The sequence below is a fragment of the Mucilaginibacter sp. P1_D10 genome (assembly GCF_056406215.1).
Genome location: NZ_JBFUAP010000013.1, coordinates 51,473 through 70,553, shown reverse-complemented (window position 1 = coordinate 70,553; position 19,081 = coordinate 51,473). Strand labels below are relative to the sequence as shown.

The window sequence follows — 19,081 nt, the reverse complement described above, 5'->3', positions numbered from 1 at the left end:
CGCCCTGAGATGATAAGTGTTTTAAGAAAGCGATTCTTCCTGATATTGGCGTGTTGCCTTGTGGCCGTACAACTTCATGCCCAAACCACCATCCTGATAAAAGATGGCGAAAAATGGTTTGGCGGTGCGGTGAACGATGCCCACCTGATGCCCTTTAAAGATGGTTATAGCCTGAATATGTTTGGCGATACCCGCGGCAACCAGGCCGCACCCTTGCTGGTATCTACCAAAGGCCGTTTTATATGGAGCGAGGAGCCATTCAAGTTCAGCTTCAGCGCAGGTAAGTTGGTAATAAGCGATGCCAAAGCCGCGCTGGTTATCTATTCAACGGCAATCAACCTTCGCGGTGCTGCGGCCCGTGCCGCCCAACGGTTTTTCCCAGCCAAAGGGACATTGCCCGATACATTACTGTTCACCCGCCCGCAGTACAACACCTGGATAGAGCTTACCTACAACCAAAACCAGGCCGATGTATTGAAATATGCGCGGGCCATAGTAGATAACGGTTTCCCGCCCGGCGTGTTGATGATTGACGACAACTGGGCCGATTATTATGGCCGCTTCGATTTCAGGAAGGACCGCTTTAGCAACGCCACCGCTATGGTAGATACCCTGCACAGCCTGGGCTTTAAGGTTATGCTTTGGATAAGCCCTTTCGTATCCCCGGATACCGAAGTTTTCAGGGAATTGCTGGACAAAAAACTATTGCTGATGAGCAACGGCGGCAACGCAGCCATCACCCGCGATAAGGCCGTTAACCCCGCCATCATTCCCTGGTGGAACGGCTATAGCGCGGTGCTCGATTTTACCAATCCCGAAGCCCGCCAATGGTTTACCGGCAGATTGGCTTATATGCAGCAAACTTATCATTTAGATGGTTTTAAGCTGGATGCCGGCGATGCCGATTTCTACCCGCCCGATGCCTTATCCTTTGCGCCCGCATCGCCGAACGAGCAAAGCAGGCTATGGGGCGAGATTGGCCTCTCTTTCCCGCTGAACGAGTACCGCGCCATGTGGAAGATGGGCGGCGAGCCGCTGGTAGAACGCCTGCGCGACAAACAGCACACCTGGGTAGATTTGCAGAAGCTCATCCCGCACATAACCACCGCCGGCTTGCTGGGCTATCAGTTCACCTGCCCCGATATGATTGGCGGCGGCGAGTTCGGTTCCTTCCGCGATGGTGGCAAGTTGGATGAAGAGCTCATCGTGCGCTCGGCCCAATGCTCTGCCCTGATGCCGATGATGCAATTCTCGGTTGCGCCATGGCGGGTATTGAGCAAACAGAACCTCGATATCGTAAAGCAAGCCGTAGCACTGAGGCAAAAGTACGTGCCCTACATATTGCAGCTGGCCAAACAGGCAGCCACTACGGGTGCACCCATCGTGCGCAGCATGGAATATGAGTTCCCCGGTCAGGGTTTTGTTGATGTGAAAGGGCAGTTTATGCTCGGCAGCAAGTACCTGGTTGCCCCGGCGCTGTCTAAAGACGGGCAAAAAATAATTAAGCTGCCCAAAGGCATGTGGAAAGACGATAAGGGAACTATATTTAAAGGTCCGTTAACATTAACGCAACAGGTTGGCCTCGAGCGCCTGCCTGTTTACCAATTAATAAACAAAAAATAACCGGCAGGCTTAGGCTATCCGGATATCATTATAGAAACAAAAATTGCCAAAGGAGGGCTTGCCCCTTTTGGCTGGCAAAAAACACCATACATAAGTGCAAATTGTTAACCAAATAGCAGAGGTAGTGGCCAACTTCAATTGTTCGGCCCTGGTAGATTCGGCCCGTAACTATGGGTCGGGGCATATCAACGATACCTTTTTCCTCAAAAACGCCACATCTACAGGGCCCGATTACCTGTTGCAGCGCATCAATCACCACATCTTTACCAATGTAGAGAAGCTCACCGATAACATGCGCAAGGTAACCGGGCACTTAAAGGACAAGCTGGCCCAAAGCGGCTTGGGCGACCCGATGAAAGAGGTAATGACATTAATCCCCGCCACCGATGGCCGTTTCTTTTACCAGGACAGCACCGGCGATTATTGGCGCATGTTTTACTTTTTAGGCGATACCAAAAGCTATGATATAGTATCTACGCCAACGCAGGCCTACGAGGGCGGCAAGGCCTTCGGCAAGTTCCAGTATATGCTATCGGATATTGCGCCGGGCGAGATATTTGAGGTGATACCCAATTTCCACAACATACAATATCGCTTGCAGCAATTAAGCGAAGCCCTTGCCAATGATGCAGCGGGACGCGTATCGTCTGTTGCTGCGGAGCTGGATATCGTGGCAAAGTACGCCGAATCGATGCAGTACTTTCAACAGCCCGGGCAGGTGGCCGCATTGCCAAAGCGCGTAATCCACAACGATACCAAATTCAATAATGTGCTGCTGGACAGCAACGATAAGGCCCAATGCGTTATCGATCTGGAGACCGTGATGGACGGCTACGTAGCCTATGATTTTGGCGATGCCATACGCACCATTATTAATACCAGTACCGAAGACGAAGCAGACCTGGATAAAATACAGCTGAATATGCCTTTGTTCGAGGCTTACGTAAAGGGTTATCTGAAAGAAGCATCGAAGTTTTTGACCGACGCAGAGGTTGATTCGCTGATGAAAGGTGCTTTGCTGCTGCCCTTTATGCAGGCCGTACGTTTCTTTACCGACCATATCAATGGTGATGTTTACTTCAAAACCAAATTCCCCGGGCATAACCTGCAGCGCGCCAGGGCACAGTTCAGGCTTTTTCAGTTACTTAATGATAAGGCAAGCGAAATGCACCACATGATATTAACCGAAATAGAAAGCTTAAGCCCCGCAAAAAACTGATGGATACGCTGGTAGATATATCGATACCCTGGCTTGCCGACTTAGATGCAGCATCGCCGGATGTGTTGTCGGCACACCTGGATGAGGTGGAGCGCCACAGTATTGCCCATTTGCCATGGGGCGCATCGGGTAGCACGCCCAAAACCTCGTTTGCCATAGCGCACGATAATGAGAACATCTTCCTGAAGTTTTACGTGCAGGAGCAACATTTAAAGGCGGTTTACACGGGCTATAACGACCCCGTTTATGAGGATAGCTGCGTGGAGTTTTTCATCGCCTTTGAAGATGACAGCCGGCATTACAACCTCGAATTCAACTGTATAGGCACCAGCATGATGCAGTATGGCGAAGGCCGCGATAACCGTGCTTTTATCCCTGTGGATGTGCTCAAATCCATCCGCTCGCAGGCCATCATCAAAAACAACCCCGGCGAAGATGCTTATTGGGAGCTTACCCTCAGCATCCCGGCATCGGTTTTTATTTATCATCCCGGCTTGTCGCTTTGCAGCATACAGCCGCGGGTAAACTTCTACAAATGCGGCGACGGGCTGCCACAGCCCCACTTCATGTGTTGGAGCAGGGTGGAAGCACCCGAGCCTGATTTCCACCAGAGCGCTTTTTTCAAGGCGGTGTCATTCGGTAAATGCCCTACATCTTAATCCAACAAATCCATGCAAACAACTACTTCAACCAGCATACAAAAGAAACCGGGGCTTAGCCCGATAGTCATTATCGGCATACTGTTTTTTATATTCGGGTTTATCACCTGGCTCAACTCGGTCCTGATACCATACCTAAAACTGGCCTGCGAGCTCAGCAACGCCGAAGCTTACCTGGTTACCACCGCTTTTTATATCTCGTACTTCGTTATGGCTATCCCTTCGGGGCGCATCCTCAAAGCTATCGGCTACAAAAATGGCATGCCTGTGGGGCTTGCCGTAATAGCTATAGGCGCGTTGATATTTATACCGGCGGCACTCAGCCGTTTTTATGGCTTGTTTTTGTTCGGTCTGTTCGTACAGGGCTCGGGGCTGGCTTTGCTGCAAACGGCATCAAACCCTTACATCACCATATTGGGCCCGCCCGAGAGTGCTGCGCAGCGTATCAGCATCATGGGCATCTGCAATAAGGTGGCCGGTGCGCTTGCCCCGGTTATACTGGGCGCGGTAGCCCTTAAAGATGCCGACGGCTTAAAAGCCAGGATAGCAGGCATGGCCACAGCCGCCAAAAATGCCGAGCTGGATCAGTTGGCACAAAGGGTGATCATCCCATATATCATCATATTCGTGGTGCTGATCATACTTGCAGTAATCATCTATCGCTCCGGCTTGCCCGAGGTAGATACCGACCAGGAAGACGAAAGCACCGCCGTGAGCAACTCGGGTAAAACCAGCATTATGCAGTTTCCGCACCTGTTGCTGGGCGTGGTTACGCTTTTCTTCTACGTGGGGGTAGAGGTTATAGCAGGCGATACCATCATCAATTATGGCAATAGCCAGGCTATCCCGCTGGAAACCGCCAAATTCTTCACCAGTTGTACGCTGGCCTGCATGCTTGTAGGCTACATCGTGGGCATATTGTGCATCCCCAAATACTTCAGCCAGGAAACGGCCATGAAGCTATCTGCCGGGCTGGGCCTGCTGCTTTCGGTAGCCGTAATATTAACGCATGGCTATGTATCGGTGTTATGCGTGGCTTTGCTGGGTTTGGCCAATTCGTTGGTGTGGCCGTCCATTTGGCCCATGGCGCTTGCGGGTTTGGGCCGGTTTACCAAAATCGGTTCCTCGCTGCTTATCATGGGTATTGCAGGCGGTGCCATAGTGCCGCTGGGCTACGGTGCCCTGGCCGATTGGCTGGGCAGTACCCATGCTTATATCATCCTGATACCATCATATCTTATTATATTGTACTACAGTTTTTGGGGCCACAAACTCAGGAAACCCGTGGTACGCTTACTGGACAATTACAATCATCAATTAAACTAAAATTATATGGATCGTAGAGATTTTGTTAAGAGCAGTGCCACGGGCATAGCGGGTTTAACAATTTTACCTTCGGGTATTTTATTTGGCAAAAACGCCGACAAAGTAAGGCTGGGTTATATAGGCGTTGGCCTGCGTGGCCGCAACCACATAGGTGAGGGGCTGCTGCGCGATGATGTAGAGATAGTAGCCATTTGCGATATACAGGAAAGCTCGCTCAAATACTGCCGTGCGCAGTTCGTAAAAGCAGGCAAAAAACTCCCTGCCGAGTACACCGGCGGCCTTGATGCTTATAAAAAACTACTGGAACGCAAAGATATCGACGGCGTTATCATAGCCACGCCATGGCAGTTCCATAAAGACCAGGCCATAGATGCCATGCGCGCCGGTAAATACGTGGGTTGCGAGGTAATTGCCGGTATAACCGAAAAAGACCACTGGGATATATTGAAGGCCCACGAAGAAACCAAAATGCCGTATATGACGCTGGAGAACGTATGCTACCGCCGCGATGTAATGGCAGTTTTGAACATGGTGCGCCAGAATATGTTTGGCGAGATAGTACACCTGGAAGGCGGCTACCAGCACGATTTGCGGGGTATATTGTTCAACGATGGCAAAAGCTTCAACGGCAAGGGCGGCGAGTTTGGCCCCAACACCATGGGCGAGGCGCAATGGCGCACGCAATGGAACATAGACCGCGATGGCGATATTTACCCCACCCACGGTGCCGGCCCGGTAATGAATTATGTAGATATAAACCGCGGCAACCGCTTTACCAACCTGGTATCGTTCTCCTCTAAATCACGAGGGTTGAATACGTATATCGATAAGGTTTCACCGGGGAACAAAAATGCCAAAATCAACTTCAAGAACGGCGACGTTACCACCACCATGATCAATTGCGCCAACGGCGAAACCGTAATGCTAAGCCACGATACGCACCTGCCAAGGCCGTATTCGCTGGGCTTTAGGGTGCAGGGCACCGAGGGCTTATGGATGGATGTGAACAACGCCATCTATATCGACGGCAAATCGGCCAAGGACGATTTGTGGGACAGGGCCGACACCTGGCTGGAGAAATACGACCACCCGCTTTGGAAAAAGAACGAGCACCTGGCAGAAGGCGCTGGCCACGGCGGCATGGACTGGTTCGTGTTCAATGCCTTTGTAGAATCGGTGAAGCAAAAGAAGCAAACGCCCATAGACGTGTACGATTCGCTAACCATGAGCGTGATTACGCCACTGTCAGAAAAATCGCTGAAAGAAGGCAATGCACCGCAGAAGTTCCCTGATTTTACGCGTGGCAAATGGAAGGATCGTAAAAATACTTTTGCCCTGGACGATAGCGGATTCTAAAAAAACAGACAGACATGAAGACCAAAATATTGGTAACCGGTGGACTTGGTTATATAGGTTCCCACACGGTAGTGGAATTGCTATGCGCCGGCTACGAGCCCGTAATCGTAGATAACCTGAGCAATTCGCGCATTGGGATACTGGACCAGATAGAGAAAATAAGCGGCGTAAGGCCGGCTTTCCACTACATCGACCTCTGCAACGAAGGGCAACTGGCCCAACTGATTGCCGATAACGAAGATATAGCCGGTGTTATCCATTTCGCGGCCCACAAAGCGGTTGGCGAATCGGTTGCAGAGCCGCTGAAGTATTACCGCAATAATTTCGATTCGCTGCTCAATGTGCTGAAGGTATTCGAGGGCAGGCGGCTCAACCTGGTGTTTTCATCATCCTGCACCGTTTACGGCCAGCCCGATGAATTGCCCGTGAACGAAGCCGCGCCGGTAAAAAAGGCCGAATCGCCCTATGGCAATACCAAACAGGTAGCCGAAGAAATGTTGCAGGATATTGCCGCTGCGGATAGCCTCAAACGTATCATCTCACTGCGGTACTTTAACCCGGTAGGCGCGCACGCTTCGGCATTGATAGGCGAGCTGCCATCGGGCGTGCCCCAAAACCTGGTACCATACGTTACCCAAAGCGCAGCCGGCAAACGCGGCCCTATCACGGTGTTCGGCGATGATTACGATACGCCCGACGGCAGCTGCATCCGCGATTACATACACGTGGTTGACCTTGCAGCTGCCCATATCGCTGCCCTTAAGCTGCTCGAGAAACAGGAGGGCGCTTCCAACTACGATGTATTCAATATAGGCACCGGCACCGGCTACACGGTATTGGAACTGATACGTGCCTTTGAAGAAAATACCGGGGTAAAGCTCAATTACCGCATTGGCCCGCGCCGCGCCGGCGATATTGTAAAAGTGTGGGGCGATGTGCGTAAATCTGCGCAGCAACTGGGCTGGCAGGCCAAACATGGCATAGCCGAAATGATGCGCTCTGCCTGGGCCTGGGAACAATATTTACAAACCAACGATATAAAATAATATGCTGCTGAACCTGCTCGAAGAAACACGCTACGAGAAAATACCCGTTAAGATATACGATAACGATGCCCTTGCCAGTAGTGATGTGGCGGCGCGAATCGCAACCATCATCAGGCAAAAACAAGCCGAAGGCAAGCAGGCCGTGCTTGGCCTCGCCACAGGCATATCGCCCGTAAAAGTGTACCGCGAACTGATCCGCCTGCACCGCGAAGAAGGCCTTAGCTTTAAAGATGTAGTAACCTTTAACCTGGACGAATATTACCCCATACAGCCCGATGCAGGGCAAAGCTACGTGCGGTTTATGAAAGAACAACTGTTCGATCATGTAGACATCGAGATGGGCAACGTCAACATCCCCGATGGCACCCTTGCCGAGAAAGATGTCCCCGCCTTTTGCCTCGCCTACGAGCAAAAGATAAACAGCTACGGCGGCATCGATGTGCAGCTATTGGGCATCGGTCGCACCGGGCATATCGGCTTTAACGAGCCCGGCTCGGCACCCAACTCGGGCACCCGGCTGGTCACCCTTAATGAGCTTACCCGCCGCGATGCCTCTAAAGATTTCGGCGGCAAAGAAAACGTGCCCACCAAAGCCATTACCATGGGCATAGGCACCATTTACAAGGCAAGGGAAATTATCCTGCTGGCCTGGAGCGGCAAAAAGGCGGCCATCATACGCAAGGCGGTGGAGGGCGAGCAAACGGCTGATGTCCCCGCCACTTACCTGCAAGGCTCTGCCAATGTACAATTCGTAACAGATACCGAGGCCGCTGCCGCCCTTACCCGTTTTGATACCCCTTGGCTGGTGAAGGATTGCGTGTGGAGCGATGCACTCATCAAAAAAGCGGTGATATGGCTGGCCGGGCAGGTAGACAAGCCCATCCTGAAACTTACCGAAGCTGATTACAACAACAATGGCATGGCGCAGCTGGCCACGGCCTTTGGTCCGGTTTATAATATCAATATCAGCATATTCAACCAGTTGCAGCATACCATTACGGGCTGGCCCGGTGGCAAGCCCGGTGCCGACGATAGCCAGCGGCCCGAACGTGCAGAACCTGCGGTAAAGCGGTCGATTGTATTCTCGCCCCACCCTGATGATGACGTGATATCTATGGGTGGTACCTTCATACGGCTGGCCGACCAGGGGCACGAGGTGCACGTAGCCTATCAAACATCGGGCAATACGGCCGTTTGGGACGAGGAGGTGCTGCGCTACATTGAATTTGCCATGGATTTTGCCCGCTCGCAAGGGCAGGATGCCGCTTACCTGGCGGCCTTGTACAGCAGCATGTCGGGCTTCTTCAAGAGCAAGCAGCCTAATCAAAGCGATACCGAAGCTATACGCACCGTGAAGGGCCTGGTGCGCAAAGGCGAGGCTATCGCCGGTGCACGGCTTGCCGGCCTGTCCGACGAGCGCATCCACTTTATGGACCTGCCTTTTTACGACCGTAGCAAATTCGACAAAAACGTATCATACGAAGACGACATCAACCAAACCATGCAGTTGCTGCGCGAGGTAAAGCCGCAGCAGATATTCACCGCCGGCGATTTTGCCGACCCGCACGGCACGCATAAAGTATGCTTCGAGATTCTCCTCGAGGCTTTCAACCGGCTGCGCGGCATGGGCGAAACATGGACCGGAGATTGCTGGATATGGCTTTACCGGGGCGCCTGGCATGAGTTTGAGATACACGAGATAGAGATGGCTGTGCCGCTGTCGCCGCAGGAGGTGATACGCAAGCGGCTGGCGATATTCAAACACCAATCGCAAAAGGACGTGCCGGTATTCCCCGGCGACGACGCCCGCGAATTTTGGGTAAGGGCCGAGCAGCGCACCCAGGAAACCGCCCGCATGTACAACAAACTCGGCCTGGCCGAATATGAAGCCATCGAAGCGTTTGTGCGATGGAAATTTAATGATTAACACCTACAACAACGTGGTTTGCTTAAGCTAAAGTTGCGCCATAGGTGCAAAATGTCGGTAGAAAACAAATAGCAAATATCTTAGCGTGCCGTTAGGTACGCAACATCGCAAGTTTCGTACCTAACGGCACGATTTTGTTTGGCACATTGATATGCTACCGACATTGAACCCCTATGGGGTTCCTTAAATAAGACATTATAAGAGGGCAGAGGGGGAGGGGTTTATGGTCAATCGCTTTCGACTAAACCCCTCCCCGCCTTTACGCTCAGGCAACCGCACCCCTCCCGTTGGGAGGGTGTTTTAATCCAAAAACTACACAGCCGGTGGCTTTTTGGTAAACGATATTAACACCTACAAACAAAAACACACATGACACTTATCAAATCAATATCAGGCATCAGAGGAACCATTGGCGGCACAGCAGGCGAGGGCCTTACGCCGCTGGATATCGTAAAATTTACTTCGGCCTTTGGCAGTTGGGCGGTAAAGCGCTCGGGCATCAAAAAAATAGTGTTGGGCCGCGATGCGCGTATCTCGGGCCAGATGGCCAATAACCTGGTAATCGGAACACTACAAGGCTTGGGCATCGACGTAATAGACCTTGGTTTATCCACCACACCAACGGTAGAGGTAGCCGTGCCCGATGAACGGGCAGCGGGCGGCATTATCCTCACCGCAAGCCATAACCCCAAAGAATGGAATGCGCTTAAACTGCTGAACGCCAAAGGCGAGTTTATTAGCGATGCCGACGGCAAAGAAGTACTGGAAATAGCCGAAGCCAGCGACTTTATTTATGCTGATGTGGACGACCTCGGTACCGTAACCGCCGACGATAGCTACCTGCAGAAACATATTGATAAGATACTGGCCTTACCACTGGTAGATAAAGAAGCCATCGCGAAGGCCGGGTTCAGCATCGCGATAGATTGCGTAAACTCCACGGGCGGCATCTTTGTGCCCGCTTTGCTGAAGGCCTTAGGCGTGGATACCATCCACGAGTTGTACTGCGAACCCAACGGCCATTTCCCCCATAACCCCGAGCCGTTGCCCGAGAACCTGGTGGCCCTATCGGAAGAAGTGCTGAAGACGAAAGCCCACCTGGGCATAGCGGTAGACCCTGATGTAGACCGGCTTTGCTTTGTGTGCGAAGATGGCAGCATGTTCGGCGAGGAATACACGCTGGTAGCTGTGGCCGATTATGTGTTGCAGCACACCAAAGGCAGCGCGGTATCAAACCTGTCCAGCACCCGCGCCCTGCGTGATGTTACCGAACAGGCCGGCGGCGAATACCATGCCGCAGCCGTAGGCGAGGTAAACGTTGTGAATAAAATGAAAGAAGTTGGTGCCGTTATTGGCGGCGAAGGCAACGGCGGAGTAATTTATCCCGAACTGCATTACGGCCGCGACGCGTTGGCGGGCATAGCCCTGTTCCTTACGCATCTGGCCAAATCAGGTAAGACTATATCCGCATTGCGCGCTACTTACCCCAGCTACCATATTTCCAAAAACAAAATTACGCTAACCCCGGAGATGGATATCGACGGTCTGCTGCTGCAGATAAAGGAACAATATATGCACCAGCCCTACAGCACCATCGATGGCCTGAAGATAGAGTTTGGCAAAGCCTGGCTGCACCTGCGCAAATCGAACACCGAGCCTATCATCCGTATCTATTCCGAAGCATCAACAGCCCAAGAAGCCGACCGCCTTGCCTTGGAGATGATAGGAACGGTGAACAGAATAATCGCCGGCCAGGTGCTTTAATAGCCTATTGTAGGCAATTTGCAGTAAATGAGAAGATTAGGTGTTCACGCAGCCGCGTGAACACCGTGAACGATTCGTAATTTACTTATAATCAATATTTTATTAATTATGCAATGGTGTCAATATGGTGTCACCAACAGAGCTGATTTTGTGTATTATATTTGAGCAAAATCATTGCATCTCATGCTTTGCCCAGTCAAGCGTCCACGCTTGACTGAAACACATTTTGTAGCGTCCACGCTCCCGCAACAATAAAAAATTAAGCGTGGACGCTTACAAATTATATTATTCAAGCGTGGACGCTTGAACAGGCGATATTATTTATAGAATGCAATAGCAGTACTCTTGAGGGGTTTATGGTCAATCGCTTTCGACCAGACCCCTCCCTGCCTTTGCGCACAGGCAGCCGCACCCCTCCCGTTGGGAGGGAGTTATTTCAGCTGGCAAGGCAGTCTAATAACCACCTTGCGATATAGGCTCAGCAACCATCGTATTACCCGCAAGGTCATAATAACTGCACAGCATGCTTCGGGTATCAACCACCCATTTAAACACACCTGCATCGGCCACCAGTTGGCAAAAGGTCATGAAATCGCTTTTGCCTTGCTGGTGGTCGGCTATAATTTGGCGTACTGTTGCGGGCGAAGCATCGGTAGGGATGGTTTTGTCGGGATAAATTGGGTCGCTGCTGATGTGAAGCCATCTGCGCCATGGTATGTGGTTTGCCCGGTTGTAACCTTAAACTCGTAGTACTGCAGGCCCATTTGTTTAATTTCCTGTACGTAGGCGGGGAAATCGGCACCGGTTTTTACTTTGGCGTGTGCCGCTTTTAGTTGTGGTAATGTGAACATCGTTTTGATTATTTGATGCTCAAAGGTAGTCCGATGGCTACGACGCGGTTTTTGTACCGGGCGGCCTGGCACCTGTGGTTGATATGCCCGAGAACCCAACCGTACAGAAAATATTAGCTGAAATGTATGAAAAGGGCGGATAGTTCAACTATGTATGGTAGCCTTAAACATTCTTTCGAGCATGAAACAGTTAACCATGTGCAAAAAGAATACGTAAGAGGCGATATACACACCAATACTATCGAGGGTTTCTTTAGCATCCTTAAAAGAGGCATATATGGTATTTATCACCAAGTAAGCCCTAAGCACTTGGACCGCTATTGCCACGAGTTTGGCTACCGTTACAATACACGCACCATCAAAGATGTAGCGCGTTTTGAAGATGCTATAAAAAACGTAAACGGTGTACGTTTAACTTATAACGATTTAATCAAATAATAATGGGAGAAGAAAAGAAACCAAAGGTAAAGCGCAAGGTCAGGGCAGAGAAGTACGAAGAAAAAGTAACGTTCCAAGGGACGTTAGAGCAGATGATAAATATAGCTGTTAATACCAAAATCCCTCAGCAGAAGCCCCAAAACGATGTCGGTAAACAAAAATGACAAAAAAATGAATAATTTATAATCATTCTAAATAAATAGCATGCATTAGAAATAACGCGGTTTAAGGCGATTTAAGACACGGTTATGCGTGCGTATATACCGATATGCAAATGCAAAAATTAACCATCTTAAGCGATATAATTGCTTCTATTGACAATGGCAGGTATAAATGCTTTTAAAAAAGCAAAAAATATTTTTTTTATTCTTTTCTATCATAAATTATTGCTTGGTGTACACCCTTTGTTAGTAAAAACAATTGTTTAAATTTGTCTATTAAGCTAATAAAGCTTACGGAAAAGCATTAAACCTTAAGCATCATAAAAAAATTATTATGGAAACTACATATGCCAAAGTTCAATTTTACCGATGGTAAGACTTGACCCTCATCGATGGTGATATTAAACCATTACCTATTTAAATAATCTATTATATATTACTGAAATTATTGCTAAAAGATTGGGAAATCATAAAGCAATATTAAAACCCAAGGAGGTTATATTTATGTCACACACAGCAGAATTACCACAAAGCAACCATTTAGGTTTTATCGGTGATTATTTCTTGTTCCCTAATGGTTACAAGGCTGTTAGCAATTACAAGAAGGTTATCGAAATAACCACAGATGAAAACAGTTTAAAAGAGTCAAAAAAAATCATAACGCTTTTAAAGAAAGAGGTACAAGATTTACCTATTAAAAAAGAAAATTTAAATTTAGCCGAATTAGCTAAACAAGCTGAATGTGCTAAAAACAATCAACATCAGATCAATAAGATGTTTTCTATAATTGAAAACCTATTTATGTCTGAAGATGAAGTGAAAATAGACGATGCAGTAATGTTAAATTTTCTTGCCCATATGAAAGAAGCAAAAGAGTTAATTGATTATATATCGGATTACATTACACTTGTTTTTGACGTAAACAAAGCCGAAACTGATTTAGAAAGCAAAGGTAAAGCTTATTCTTTAGATGAATTTTTAGAACAAATATCGCCCAAGGCGGCTTAATTACCTATGTATAAGCTTTTCGTAAACCCTGATTTATTTGAACATATTAAAAAGTTAGGCGAAGATTTCCCAAGTATTATTAATAAAATAAAAATTTTATCTGAAAACCCGAATAGCATCGCAAGCAATACAGAGATGGAGGTTTTTTGTAAATACTATGTAAATGCTGGCCGCCATGCTATTTTATTCGACACCAATGACTCAGAAGAAATAGTTTATATTAAATATATTTTACTCCGAGCGAGACTCTATAAAATACTAAGTGGAAAACTAAAAGCCCCTACAAGTTAGGGGCTTTTTTATAATACAATTTTTTTTCAACTTGACATTATGTAACAGCATGCTTTACATTTGCTTCGTTCCATCTGGTATATAGTTGCCGCCATCCTTGTAAATTTAGCGTAAAATATAGAAAGATGAAAAGCGAACAATCAGTTGTCTTACTGGCCAAATGGCAAGTTAAAGAAGGAGGGTTGGATGATGTGCTCAACCTGCTGCCGCAATTAGCAGAAAAAAGCCGGGAAGAAGAAGGCAACCTGTACTACAAGGTAAACCAAAGCCAGGCAGATGCCAACACTATTAAATTTATATTATTTGAAGCTTATGAGAGCGAGGCGGCAGTAGCCGTACACCGGGCTTCGGAACATTTTCAAACGATAGTGCTGGGCCGGATTGTGCCGATGCTGGAGGCGCGCGAAGTAACGTTGGCTACGCCACTGGTTTAATAAATGCTTGTTTATGAAAAGGCTGCCTTGTTTTGCGACAGAGCGGCCTTTTATTTGTAAGCAGGTTTATAATTCCATCCCCTGGCTTGCCGAGTAGTATTTCAGTTCGATGATATCGTTGGGGATGGGTTTGGTGTTCCATTTTTTGTGGAGTACCAGCGCTGCGCCAAGGGCCGAGGCCTGTGCCATAGAGGCCGCAAAAACTTCGATATGCGGGAAAGCCAGGGCCAGCAGGTTCATAAATATGCTGTTTTTGCTAAAGCCCCCATCTACGAATATCCTTTTCGCAGGCGCATCGGTAAACACCAGCGTAGTAGCATACACCTGCGCCCTTACCAAATCGGCAACCAGTTGGTGGTAGGCTTCGGCTTCGTTTGCAAATATTGATAGGTCGCGCTCCGCGAAGCTGGTATCGATTTCTGTTTTTGATTTTAAACGACTGATTATCTCCCTGTCAAATGGCATAGATTTGAAGATGAGTGCATCTATATCAAAATGTTCTGCTATGCGTTTTACCTGCTGTTCGTGCTCGAAGCCCGAGAAAAGCCGGGAAGCCATTACCGGTTTGCCCTGGTAATCGAGGTAGCTGAGGCAATCTTCCTTAAGCATTTCGGCAGTTAATGGTGCATGGTTGAAAGGGTTCAGGCTGATGCACCAGGTGCCGGTAGATATCAGTACGAATGGCTCGGTAAAGTTTACCAGGTAGGGGATAAGCGCGGCCGAGCTATCGTGCAGGCCGGTACCAATGGCATAATTGCTGCCCGGCGACAGGGCAGGGTACGTCTTATTGGTAGCCTCGATAGGCGCAAGCTTGGCTATGATGCCTTCCTGTTGCACCCATTCGTGGTAGCGGTCCTGACCAAAATCCCAAAGGGCGGTATGGCAGCCTATGCTGGTCAAATCGCTGCAGTATTCGCCGGTGAGCAAAAAGCTGAGGTATTGCGGCAGGTGAAGGGCGTATTTGATATCCTCGTACATGCCGGGCTGCTCGTTCCTCAAACGGTACAATTGCAGCCCCGAGTTAAGGTTGCCCAAGGGAGGTGAGGCGGTTTGCACGCTGAATGGCTCTTCGCCGCCATATTTGGCGTAAAGCTTACTGTCCAGTCCGTCGGGGTAAGGCTTCAGGTAATTATACAAAGGGCATTTGGGCAGGCCGTCTTGCCCAATCATCACAAAGCTTGCCCCGTATGCCGAAAAATTGATGGCTTTTACCACAAACTCCTTCTGCCTGAATATCTCGGTGAGGGAATCGAATAGCGACAGTCGCAGGCTCTCGATATTTTCGCAGGGGAAACCGTCCTCGTCTGCCGTTTCGGTAAAACGGGCCGTGCGCTCGAACACGATGCGGTAATCCTCGTCGAAAAGGAATAGCTTCTTATTGGTTTTCCCAACATCAAATACGGCTATAACCGGCGTTGCGCTCATATGCTATTGGGTTTTATAAGCCGGTAGCAACCGTTTTTAAGCCACGTTGACTAATCAGTTGTTCCCTTACTTTTAGCTTCCTGAAAGTAGCTAATGGATCCAGCGACCCGCCGTTTGCAAGGGACGCTTCGGCTATCAATGGCCTTACGTCGGTACGGTAAGCGGCCTGCAATATCTCTTGTGCCAGTGCCACGTCGTTGTTTTGCTGTGCGGCTTGCAGGGCAGCTTTATCAACCAATAAAGCCTGTGCATAGGCAATCTTGATAGCCTGTACCGATTGCAGCAGATCCTCTATCGGGTCCTTCACGTTGTGCGATGCATCTATCATCCAGCCAATGCCGGTTGCGTGGTCCATGCCCCTGGCATCAAGGCCCTCTACCAGTTCGTTGAATATCAGGAACAGTTGGTAAGGGTTTATGCTGCCCACGGTAAGGTCGTCGTCGCCGTATTTAGAATCGTTGAAATGGAACCCGGCCAGTTTGCCTTCCATCAGTAGGATAGATACGATTTGCTCTATATTGGTGCCCTGCAGGTGGTGGCCTAAATCTACCAAAGTGCTTGCCTTCGGCCCCAGTTTGGATGCCAGCAGGTACGACTGCCCCCAATCGCCAATAGTGGTGGAGTAGAAGTTTGGCTCGTAGGGCTTGTATTCTACCCATACTTTCCAGTCATCGGGCAGGCCGGCATAAATCTGCTGCAGGCTCTCCAGTGTGTTTTGGAACGCGCCCCTGAAGTTGAGTTGCCCCGGGAAGTTGGATCCGTCAGACAGCCAAACCGATAAGGCTTTCGACCCCAGTTCCACACCGTATTTTACCACCTGCAGGTTATGCTCCACGGCTTGTTGTCGTACGGCTTTATCTACATGATGCAGCGATCCGAATTTATAGCTGTGCTGCTGCGCAGCCTGATCCTGGAAGGTGTTGGAGTTTACGGCATCGAAATGCAGGCCCAATTGCGCGGCAAGGGCTTTTATGGCGGCTGCGTTATCCGGGATATCCCAGGGGATATGCAGGGAGATGGAATTGCTCGATTTGTTGAGGGCGTGTATCAGGCCCACGTCTTCCAGTTTTTCTTCCAGGCTGCGTGGCTCGCCGCCCCCGCTGAACCTGCCGAAGCGCGTACCGCCCGTGCCCAATGCCCAGCTGGGTATGGCCACGTTGAAAGCCTTCAATTTGCTTAATACGCTATCAAGCCCATCGATATCGGCGGCAATGTGCTCAAAATTACGCCTGTGTTTTTTTAATAATTGATGGTTATGCTCATCAATTAAATGCTTCTCTAATTGCATTTTTGGTTTATTTTATAATCAAAGCGGATGGTCAGTCCGCTTTGCTTTGTGTGTATATTATCTTACGAAACCTGCAGCCACGCCGCCGTCTACATTCAGCACGTTGCCGGTAGATTTGCTCAGCAAGCCGCCAACAAAGGCGAAGCAGGCATTGGCGATATCATCCGGCAGGATGGCCTCGTTCAGCAAGGTACGTTTTGCGTAGTAAGCAGGCAATTCTTCAACGGTAACACCATAGGCTTTAGCGCGGCCCTCGGCCCATCCGCCGGCCCAAATGTTGCTATCGCTGATTACCGCATCGGGGTTCACCACGTTTACACGTATCTTATCGGGACCAAGCTCGGCCGCGTTCAGCCTGCTTAGGTGCAGCTGGGCAGCTTTCGCGCTGCCGTAACCCGCGTTGTTGGGGCCGCTTACCAGCGCGTTCTTGCTTACGATATTGATAACGTCGCCGCCGTTGCCTTGTTTTTTCATGATGGCCACAGCCGCCTGGGTTACAAAGAACTGGCCCTTTACAAGCACATCGTACAGGATGTCCCAATCTTTTTCCTGGTGCCCTTCTATGCTTTTGGAGATAGAGAGGCCCGCGTTGTTCACGATTAAGTCAACCCCGCCGAAAGCCAGCGTGGCATCGGCAAATGCCGAATCAATTTGCTCCTGTTTGGTTACATCTAACAAGGTAGTGGTATAGCTGTCCTTACCGAATTTGGCTTTAAATTCTTCGCCCGCGCCGGCAAGGCGTTCGGCGTTCATATCATTCAGCACCACAACGGCACCTTCTTCTACGAATTTTTTGGCGATGGCTTTGCCTATGCCGCCTGCGCTGCCGGTGATGAGCGCAACCCTGCCCGATAAGGCTTTGGGCTTGGGCATGCGCTGCAGTTTAGCTTCTTCCAGCAACCAGTATTCGATATCGAATGCTTCCTGGCGGGGCAGGGAGGTGTATTCGGATATCGCCTCGGCGCCTTTCATTACATTGATGGCGTTGATGTAGAACTCGGCGGCTACCCTTGCGGTTTGCTTGTCTTTTGCAAAGGTGAACATCCCTATGCCCGGGTACAGTATAACCACGGGGTTTGCATCACGTATGGCGGGGCTGTTGGCATGCTTGCAGGTGTTATAATATTCGCCGTACATGGCGCGGTAGGCTTCGAATGCCGGGGTAAGTTTTGCTTTGATAGCGGCAACGTCGGCCAAGTCCTCCGCTGCATCCAAATCCAAAACCAGTGGACTGATCTTGGTGCGCAGGAAGTGGTCGGGGCAGCTGGTGCCCATTGGGGCAAGCCTTTCCAAATCGTTCGAGTTGATGTACTCCAGCACGCGGGCATCATCGGTAAAATGACCGATCATTTTAGTGTTTGATGAGCAGAAACCGCGCAGCACGGGTGCCAGGGCCACAGCCTGTTTCTTGCGGTTTTCTTCAGTAGCGCTCTCCAGTTTTTGGCCGCCGAATACGGGGGCTTTTTTGCCATAGTTCTGTTCCAGGTATTCGGCGCATTGCTCAATTACTTCCAGCGTATTCATATAGCTTTCGTAAGCGGTATCGCCCCAGGTAAACAAACCGTGCGAACCCAGCATAATGCCGCGTATGCCTGGGTTATTATCCAGGCATTGCTTCAGCTGCAGGCCGAGGTCGAAACCCGGGCGTTGCCAGCCCACCCAGCCTATGGTGCCGCCGAATAGTTCTTTGGTTATCTGCTCGCCATCCTTCGCGGCTGCTATGGCAATGGCGGCATCGGGGTGCAGGTGGTCGATATGTTTGAAGGGCAAAAAGCCGTGCAATGGTGTATCTATAGATGGTGCTTTAGAGGCTAAATCGAATATGCTGTGGTTGAAAAGCTCCACCATCTCATCCTCATAATCGATGCCGCGGTACACGTTGGTAAGGCTGCGCAGCCTGTCTACATACAAAGCTGCAAGCCCGCTTTTTTTGAGCGTGCCGATATCTCCGCCCGAGCCTTTTATCCACATAACTTCCACATCCTGACCGGTTAATGGGTCTTTGGCGGTGGCTTTGCAGGAGGTATTACCGCCGCCGTAGTTGGTGAGGCGCAAATCGGCACCCAGCAAGTTAGAGCGGTATATCAGCAGGGCAACTTCATCGCCGGCAAGCGCGGCGGCTTTTTCATCGTCCCACAGGTAGCTTACGTGCTTGAATTGTGTTGTATTAGCAGACATTGTATATTGATTTTTTTGGATTATTAATGTTTGGGCAGGTTTATTTACCGCAACAATATTAAGTTTAACGGTTTATTCAACTGTCCT

At 49.6% G+C, this 19,081-nt stretch carries 18 protein-coding genes; 13 read left to right on the top strand and 5 right to left on the bottom strand.

From position 1 onward, the window contains the following. Positions 1 to 60: 60 nt before the first annotated feature. From AC1DYT_RS20035 to glmM, 8 genes are all read left to right on the top strand, one after another. Entirely contained in the window at positions 61 to 1,623 is a 1,563-nt protein-coding gene (locus tag AC1DYT_RS20035) for a glycoside hydrolase family 31 protein (RefSeq protein WP_477471300.1), read from the top strand. A 94-nt stretch (positions 1,624 to 1,717) separates the two neighbouring features. After that, on the top strand, positions 1,718 to 2,842 hold the full coding sequence (locus AC1DYT_RS20030; protein WP_477471299.1) for a phosphotransferase enzyme family protein: 1,125 nt from the start codon (positions 1,718 to 1,720) through the stop codon (positions 2,840 to 2,842). After that, positions 2,842 to 3,501, top strand: a complete 660-nt coding sequence (locus AC1DYT_RS20025; protein WP_477471298.1) for a carbohydrate-binding family 9-like protein — start codon at positions 2,842 to 2,844, stop codon at positions 3,499 to 3,501. Before AC1DYT_RS20030 ends, AC1DYT_RS20025 begins: the two co-directional genes overlap by 1 nt. Before the next feature lie 12 nt (positions 3,502 to 3,513). Beyond that, on the top strand, positions 3,514 to 4,827 hold the full coding sequence (locus AC1DYT_RS20020) for a sugar MFS transporter (RefSeq protein WP_477471297.1): 1,314 nt from the start codon (positions 3,514 to 3,516) through the stop codon (positions 4,825 to 4,827). 6 nt (positions 4,828 to 4,833) lie between these two features. After that, positions 4,834 to 6,183, top strand: coding sequence for a Gfo/Idh/MocA family protein (locus AC1DYT_RS20015; protein WP_477471296.1), 1,350 nt, complete (start codon positions 4,834 to 4,836; stop codon positions 6,181 to 6,183). Positions 6,184 to 6,197: 14 nt separating this feature from the next. Continuing rightward, the gene (galE, locus tag AC1DYT_RS20010; RefSeq protein WP_477471295.1) at positions 6,198 to 7,229 is read left to right on the top strand and encodes a UDP-glucose 4-epimerase GalE; all 1,032 of its coding nucleotides are present in this window, start codon (positions 6,198 to 6,200) and stop codon (positions 7,227 to 7,229) included. Position 7,230: 1 nt separating this feature from the next. Next, positions 7,231 to 9,156 carry a glucosamine-6-phosphate deaminase gene (locus AC1DYT_RS20005; protein WP_477471294.1) on the top strand — a complete coding sequence of 642 codons (1,926 nt, stop codon included), beginning with the start codon at positions 7,231 to 7,233 and terminating at the stop codon, positions 9,154 to 9,156. Between the two features lie 369 nt (positions 9,157 to 9,525). Next, positions 9,526 to 10,920, top strand: coding sequence for a phosphoglucosamine mutase (gene glmM / locus AC1DYT_RS20000; RefSeq protein ID WP_477471293.1), 1,395 nt, complete (start codon positions 9,526 to 9,528; stop codon positions 10,918 to 10,920). A gap of 453 nt (positions 10,921 to 11,373) precedes the next feature. Here the strand turns inward: glmM and AC1DYT_RS19995 are convergent, their stop codons facing one another. Continuing rightward, complete coding sequence (locus AC1DYT_RS19995) at positions 11,374 to 11,580, bottom strand: DUF1398 family protein (RefSeq protein WP_477471384.1); 207 nt, start codon at positions 11,578 to 11,580, stop codon at positions 11,374 to 11,376. Further along, positions 11,538 to 11,771 (bottom strand): DUF1398 family protein, encoded by a 234-nt coding sequence (locus tag AC1DYT_RS19990; RefSeq protein WP_477471292.1) that lies wholly within the window; start codon positions 11,769 to 11,771, stop codon positions 11,538 to 11,540. Before AC1DYT_RS19990 ends, AC1DYT_RS19995 begins: the two co-directional genes overlap by 43 nt. A 126-nt stretch (positions 11,772 to 11,897) precedes the next feature. Here AC1DYT_RS19990 and AC1DYT_RS19985 point away from each other — a divergent pair, with 126 nt between their 5' ends. The 5 genes from AC1DYT_RS19985 (at position 11,898) to AC1DYT_RS19965 (ending at position 14,103) form a co-directional block, all read left to right on the top strand. Further along, complete coding sequence (locus tag AC1DYT_RS19985) at positions 11,898 to 12,209, top strand: transposase (protein ID WP_477471291.1); 312 nt, start codon at positions 11,898 to 11,900, stop codon at positions 12,207 to 12,209. A gap of 2 nt (positions 12,210 to 12,211) precedes the next feature. Next, entirely contained in the window at positions 12,212 to 12,373 is a 162-nt protein-coding gene (locus AC1DYT_RS19980; RefSeq protein WP_477471290.1) for a hypothetical protein, read from the top strand. Positions 12,374 to 12,874: 501 nt separating this feature from the next. Then, positions 12,875 to 13,378 carry a hypothetical protein gene (locus AC1DYT_RS19975; RefSeq protein WP_477471289.1) on the top strand — a complete coding sequence of 168 codons (504 nt, stop codon included), beginning with the start codon at positions 12,875 to 12,877 and terminating at the stop codon, positions 13,376 to 13,378. A gap of 6 nt (positions 13,379 to 13,384) precedes the next feature. After that, positions 13,385 to 13,669: a hypothetical protein gene (locus tag AC1DYT_RS19970; RefSeq protein WP_477471288.1), complete on the top strand. Its 285-nt coding sequence runs from the start codon at positions 13,385 to 13,387 to the stop codon at positions 13,667 to 13,669. Between the two features lie 125 nt (positions 13,670 to 13,794). After that, positions 13,795 to 14,103: a putative quinol monooxygenase gene (locus AC1DYT_RS19965; protein WP_477471287.1), complete on the top strand. Its 309-nt coding sequence runs from the start codon at positions 13,795 to 13,797 to the stop codon at positions 14,101 to 14,103. A gap of 66 nt (positions 14,104 to 14,169) precedes the next feature. Here the strand turns inward: AC1DYT_RS19965 and AC1DYT_RS19960 are convergent, their stop codons facing one another. Genes AC1DYT_RS19960 through AC1DYT_RS19950 form a run of 3 tightly spaced genes read right to left on the bottom strand, consistent with a single transcriptional unit; the run spans position 14,170 to position 18,994 of the window. Continuing rightward, positions 14,170 to 15,528, bottom strand: a complete 1,359-nt coding sequence (locus AC1DYT_RS19960) for an FGGY-family carbohydrate kinase (protein ID WP_477471286.1) — start codon at positions 15,526 to 15,528, stop codon at positions 14,170 to 14,172. A gap of 13 nt (positions 15,529 to 15,541) precedes the next feature. After that, positions 15,542 to 16,816, bottom strand: a complete 1,275-nt coding sequence (locus tag AC1DYT_RS19955) for a sugar isomerase (RefSeq protein ID WP_477471285.1) — start codon at positions 16,814 to 16,816, stop codon at positions 15,542 to 15,544. Positions 16,817 to 16,873: 57 nt separating this feature from the next. Beyond that, positions 16,874 to 18,994 (bottom strand): bifunctional aldolase/short-chain dehydrogenase, encoded by a 2,121-nt coding sequence (locus AC1DYT_RS19950; protein ID WP_477471284.1) that lies wholly within the window; start codon positions 18,992 to 18,994, stop codon positions 16,874 to 16,876. Positions 18,995 to 19,081 lie beyond the last annotated feature (87 nt).

Coding starts and splice junctions, on each gene's coding strand:
- AC1DYT_RS19975 (WP_477471289.1), top strand. CDS start 12,875: ATGTCACACACAGCAGAATTACCACAAAGCAACCATTTAGGTTTTATC.
- AC1DYT_RS19985 (WP_477471291.1), top strand. CDS start 11,898: ATGAAAAGGGCGGATAGTTCAACTATGTATGGTAGCCTTAAACATTCT.
- galE (WP_477471295.1), top strand. CDS start 6,198: ATGAAGACCAAAATATTGGTAACCGGTGGACTTGGTTATATAGGTTCC.
- AC1DYT_RS20005 (WP_477471294.1), top strand. CDS start 7,231: ATGCTGCTGAACCTGCTCGAAGAAACACGCTACGAGAAAATACCCGTT.
- AC1DYT_RS19955 (WP_477471285.1), bottom strand. CDS start 16,816: ATGCAATTAGAGAAGCATTTAATTGATGAGCATAACCATCAATTATTA.
- AC1DYT_RS19980 (WP_477471290.1), top strand. CDS start 12,212: ATGGGAGAAGAAAAGAAACCAAAGGTAAAGCGCAAGGTCAGGGCAGAG.
- AC1DYT_RS20020 (WP_477471297.1), top strand. CDS start 3,514: ATGCAAACAACTACTTCAACCAGCATACAAAAGAAACCGGGGCTTAGC.
- AC1DYT_RS20025 (WP_477471298.1), top strand. CDS start 2,842: ATGGATACGCTGGTAGATATATCGATACCCTGGCTTGCCGACTTAGAT.
- AC1DYT_RS19960 (WP_477471286.1), bottom strand. CDS start 15,528: ATGAGCGCAACGCCGGTTATAGCCGTATTTGATGTTGGGAAAACCAAT.
- AC1DYT_RS19965 (WP_477471287.1), top strand. CDS start 13,795: ATGAAAAGCGAACAATCAGTTGTCTTACTGGCCAAATGGCAAGTTAAA.
- AC1DYT_RS19990 (WP_477471292.1), bottom strand. CDS start 11,771: ATGTTCACATTACCACAACTAAAAGCGGCACACGCCAAAGTAAAAACC.
- AC1DYT_RS19970 (WP_477471288.1), top strand. CDS start 13,385: ATGTATAAGCTTTTCGTAAACCCTGATTTATTTGAACATATTAAAAAG.
- AC1DYT_RS19950 (WP_477471284.1), bottom strand. CDS start 18,994: ATGTCTGCTAATACAACACAATTCAAGCACGTAAGCTACCTGTGGGAC.
- glmM (WP_477471293.1), top strand. CDS start 9,526: ATGACACTTATCAAATCAATATCAGGCATCAGAGGAACCATTGGCGGC.
- AC1DYT_RS20015 (WP_477471296.1), top strand. CDS start 4,834: ATGGATCGTAGAGATTTTGTTAAGAGCAGTGCCACGGGCATAGCGGGT.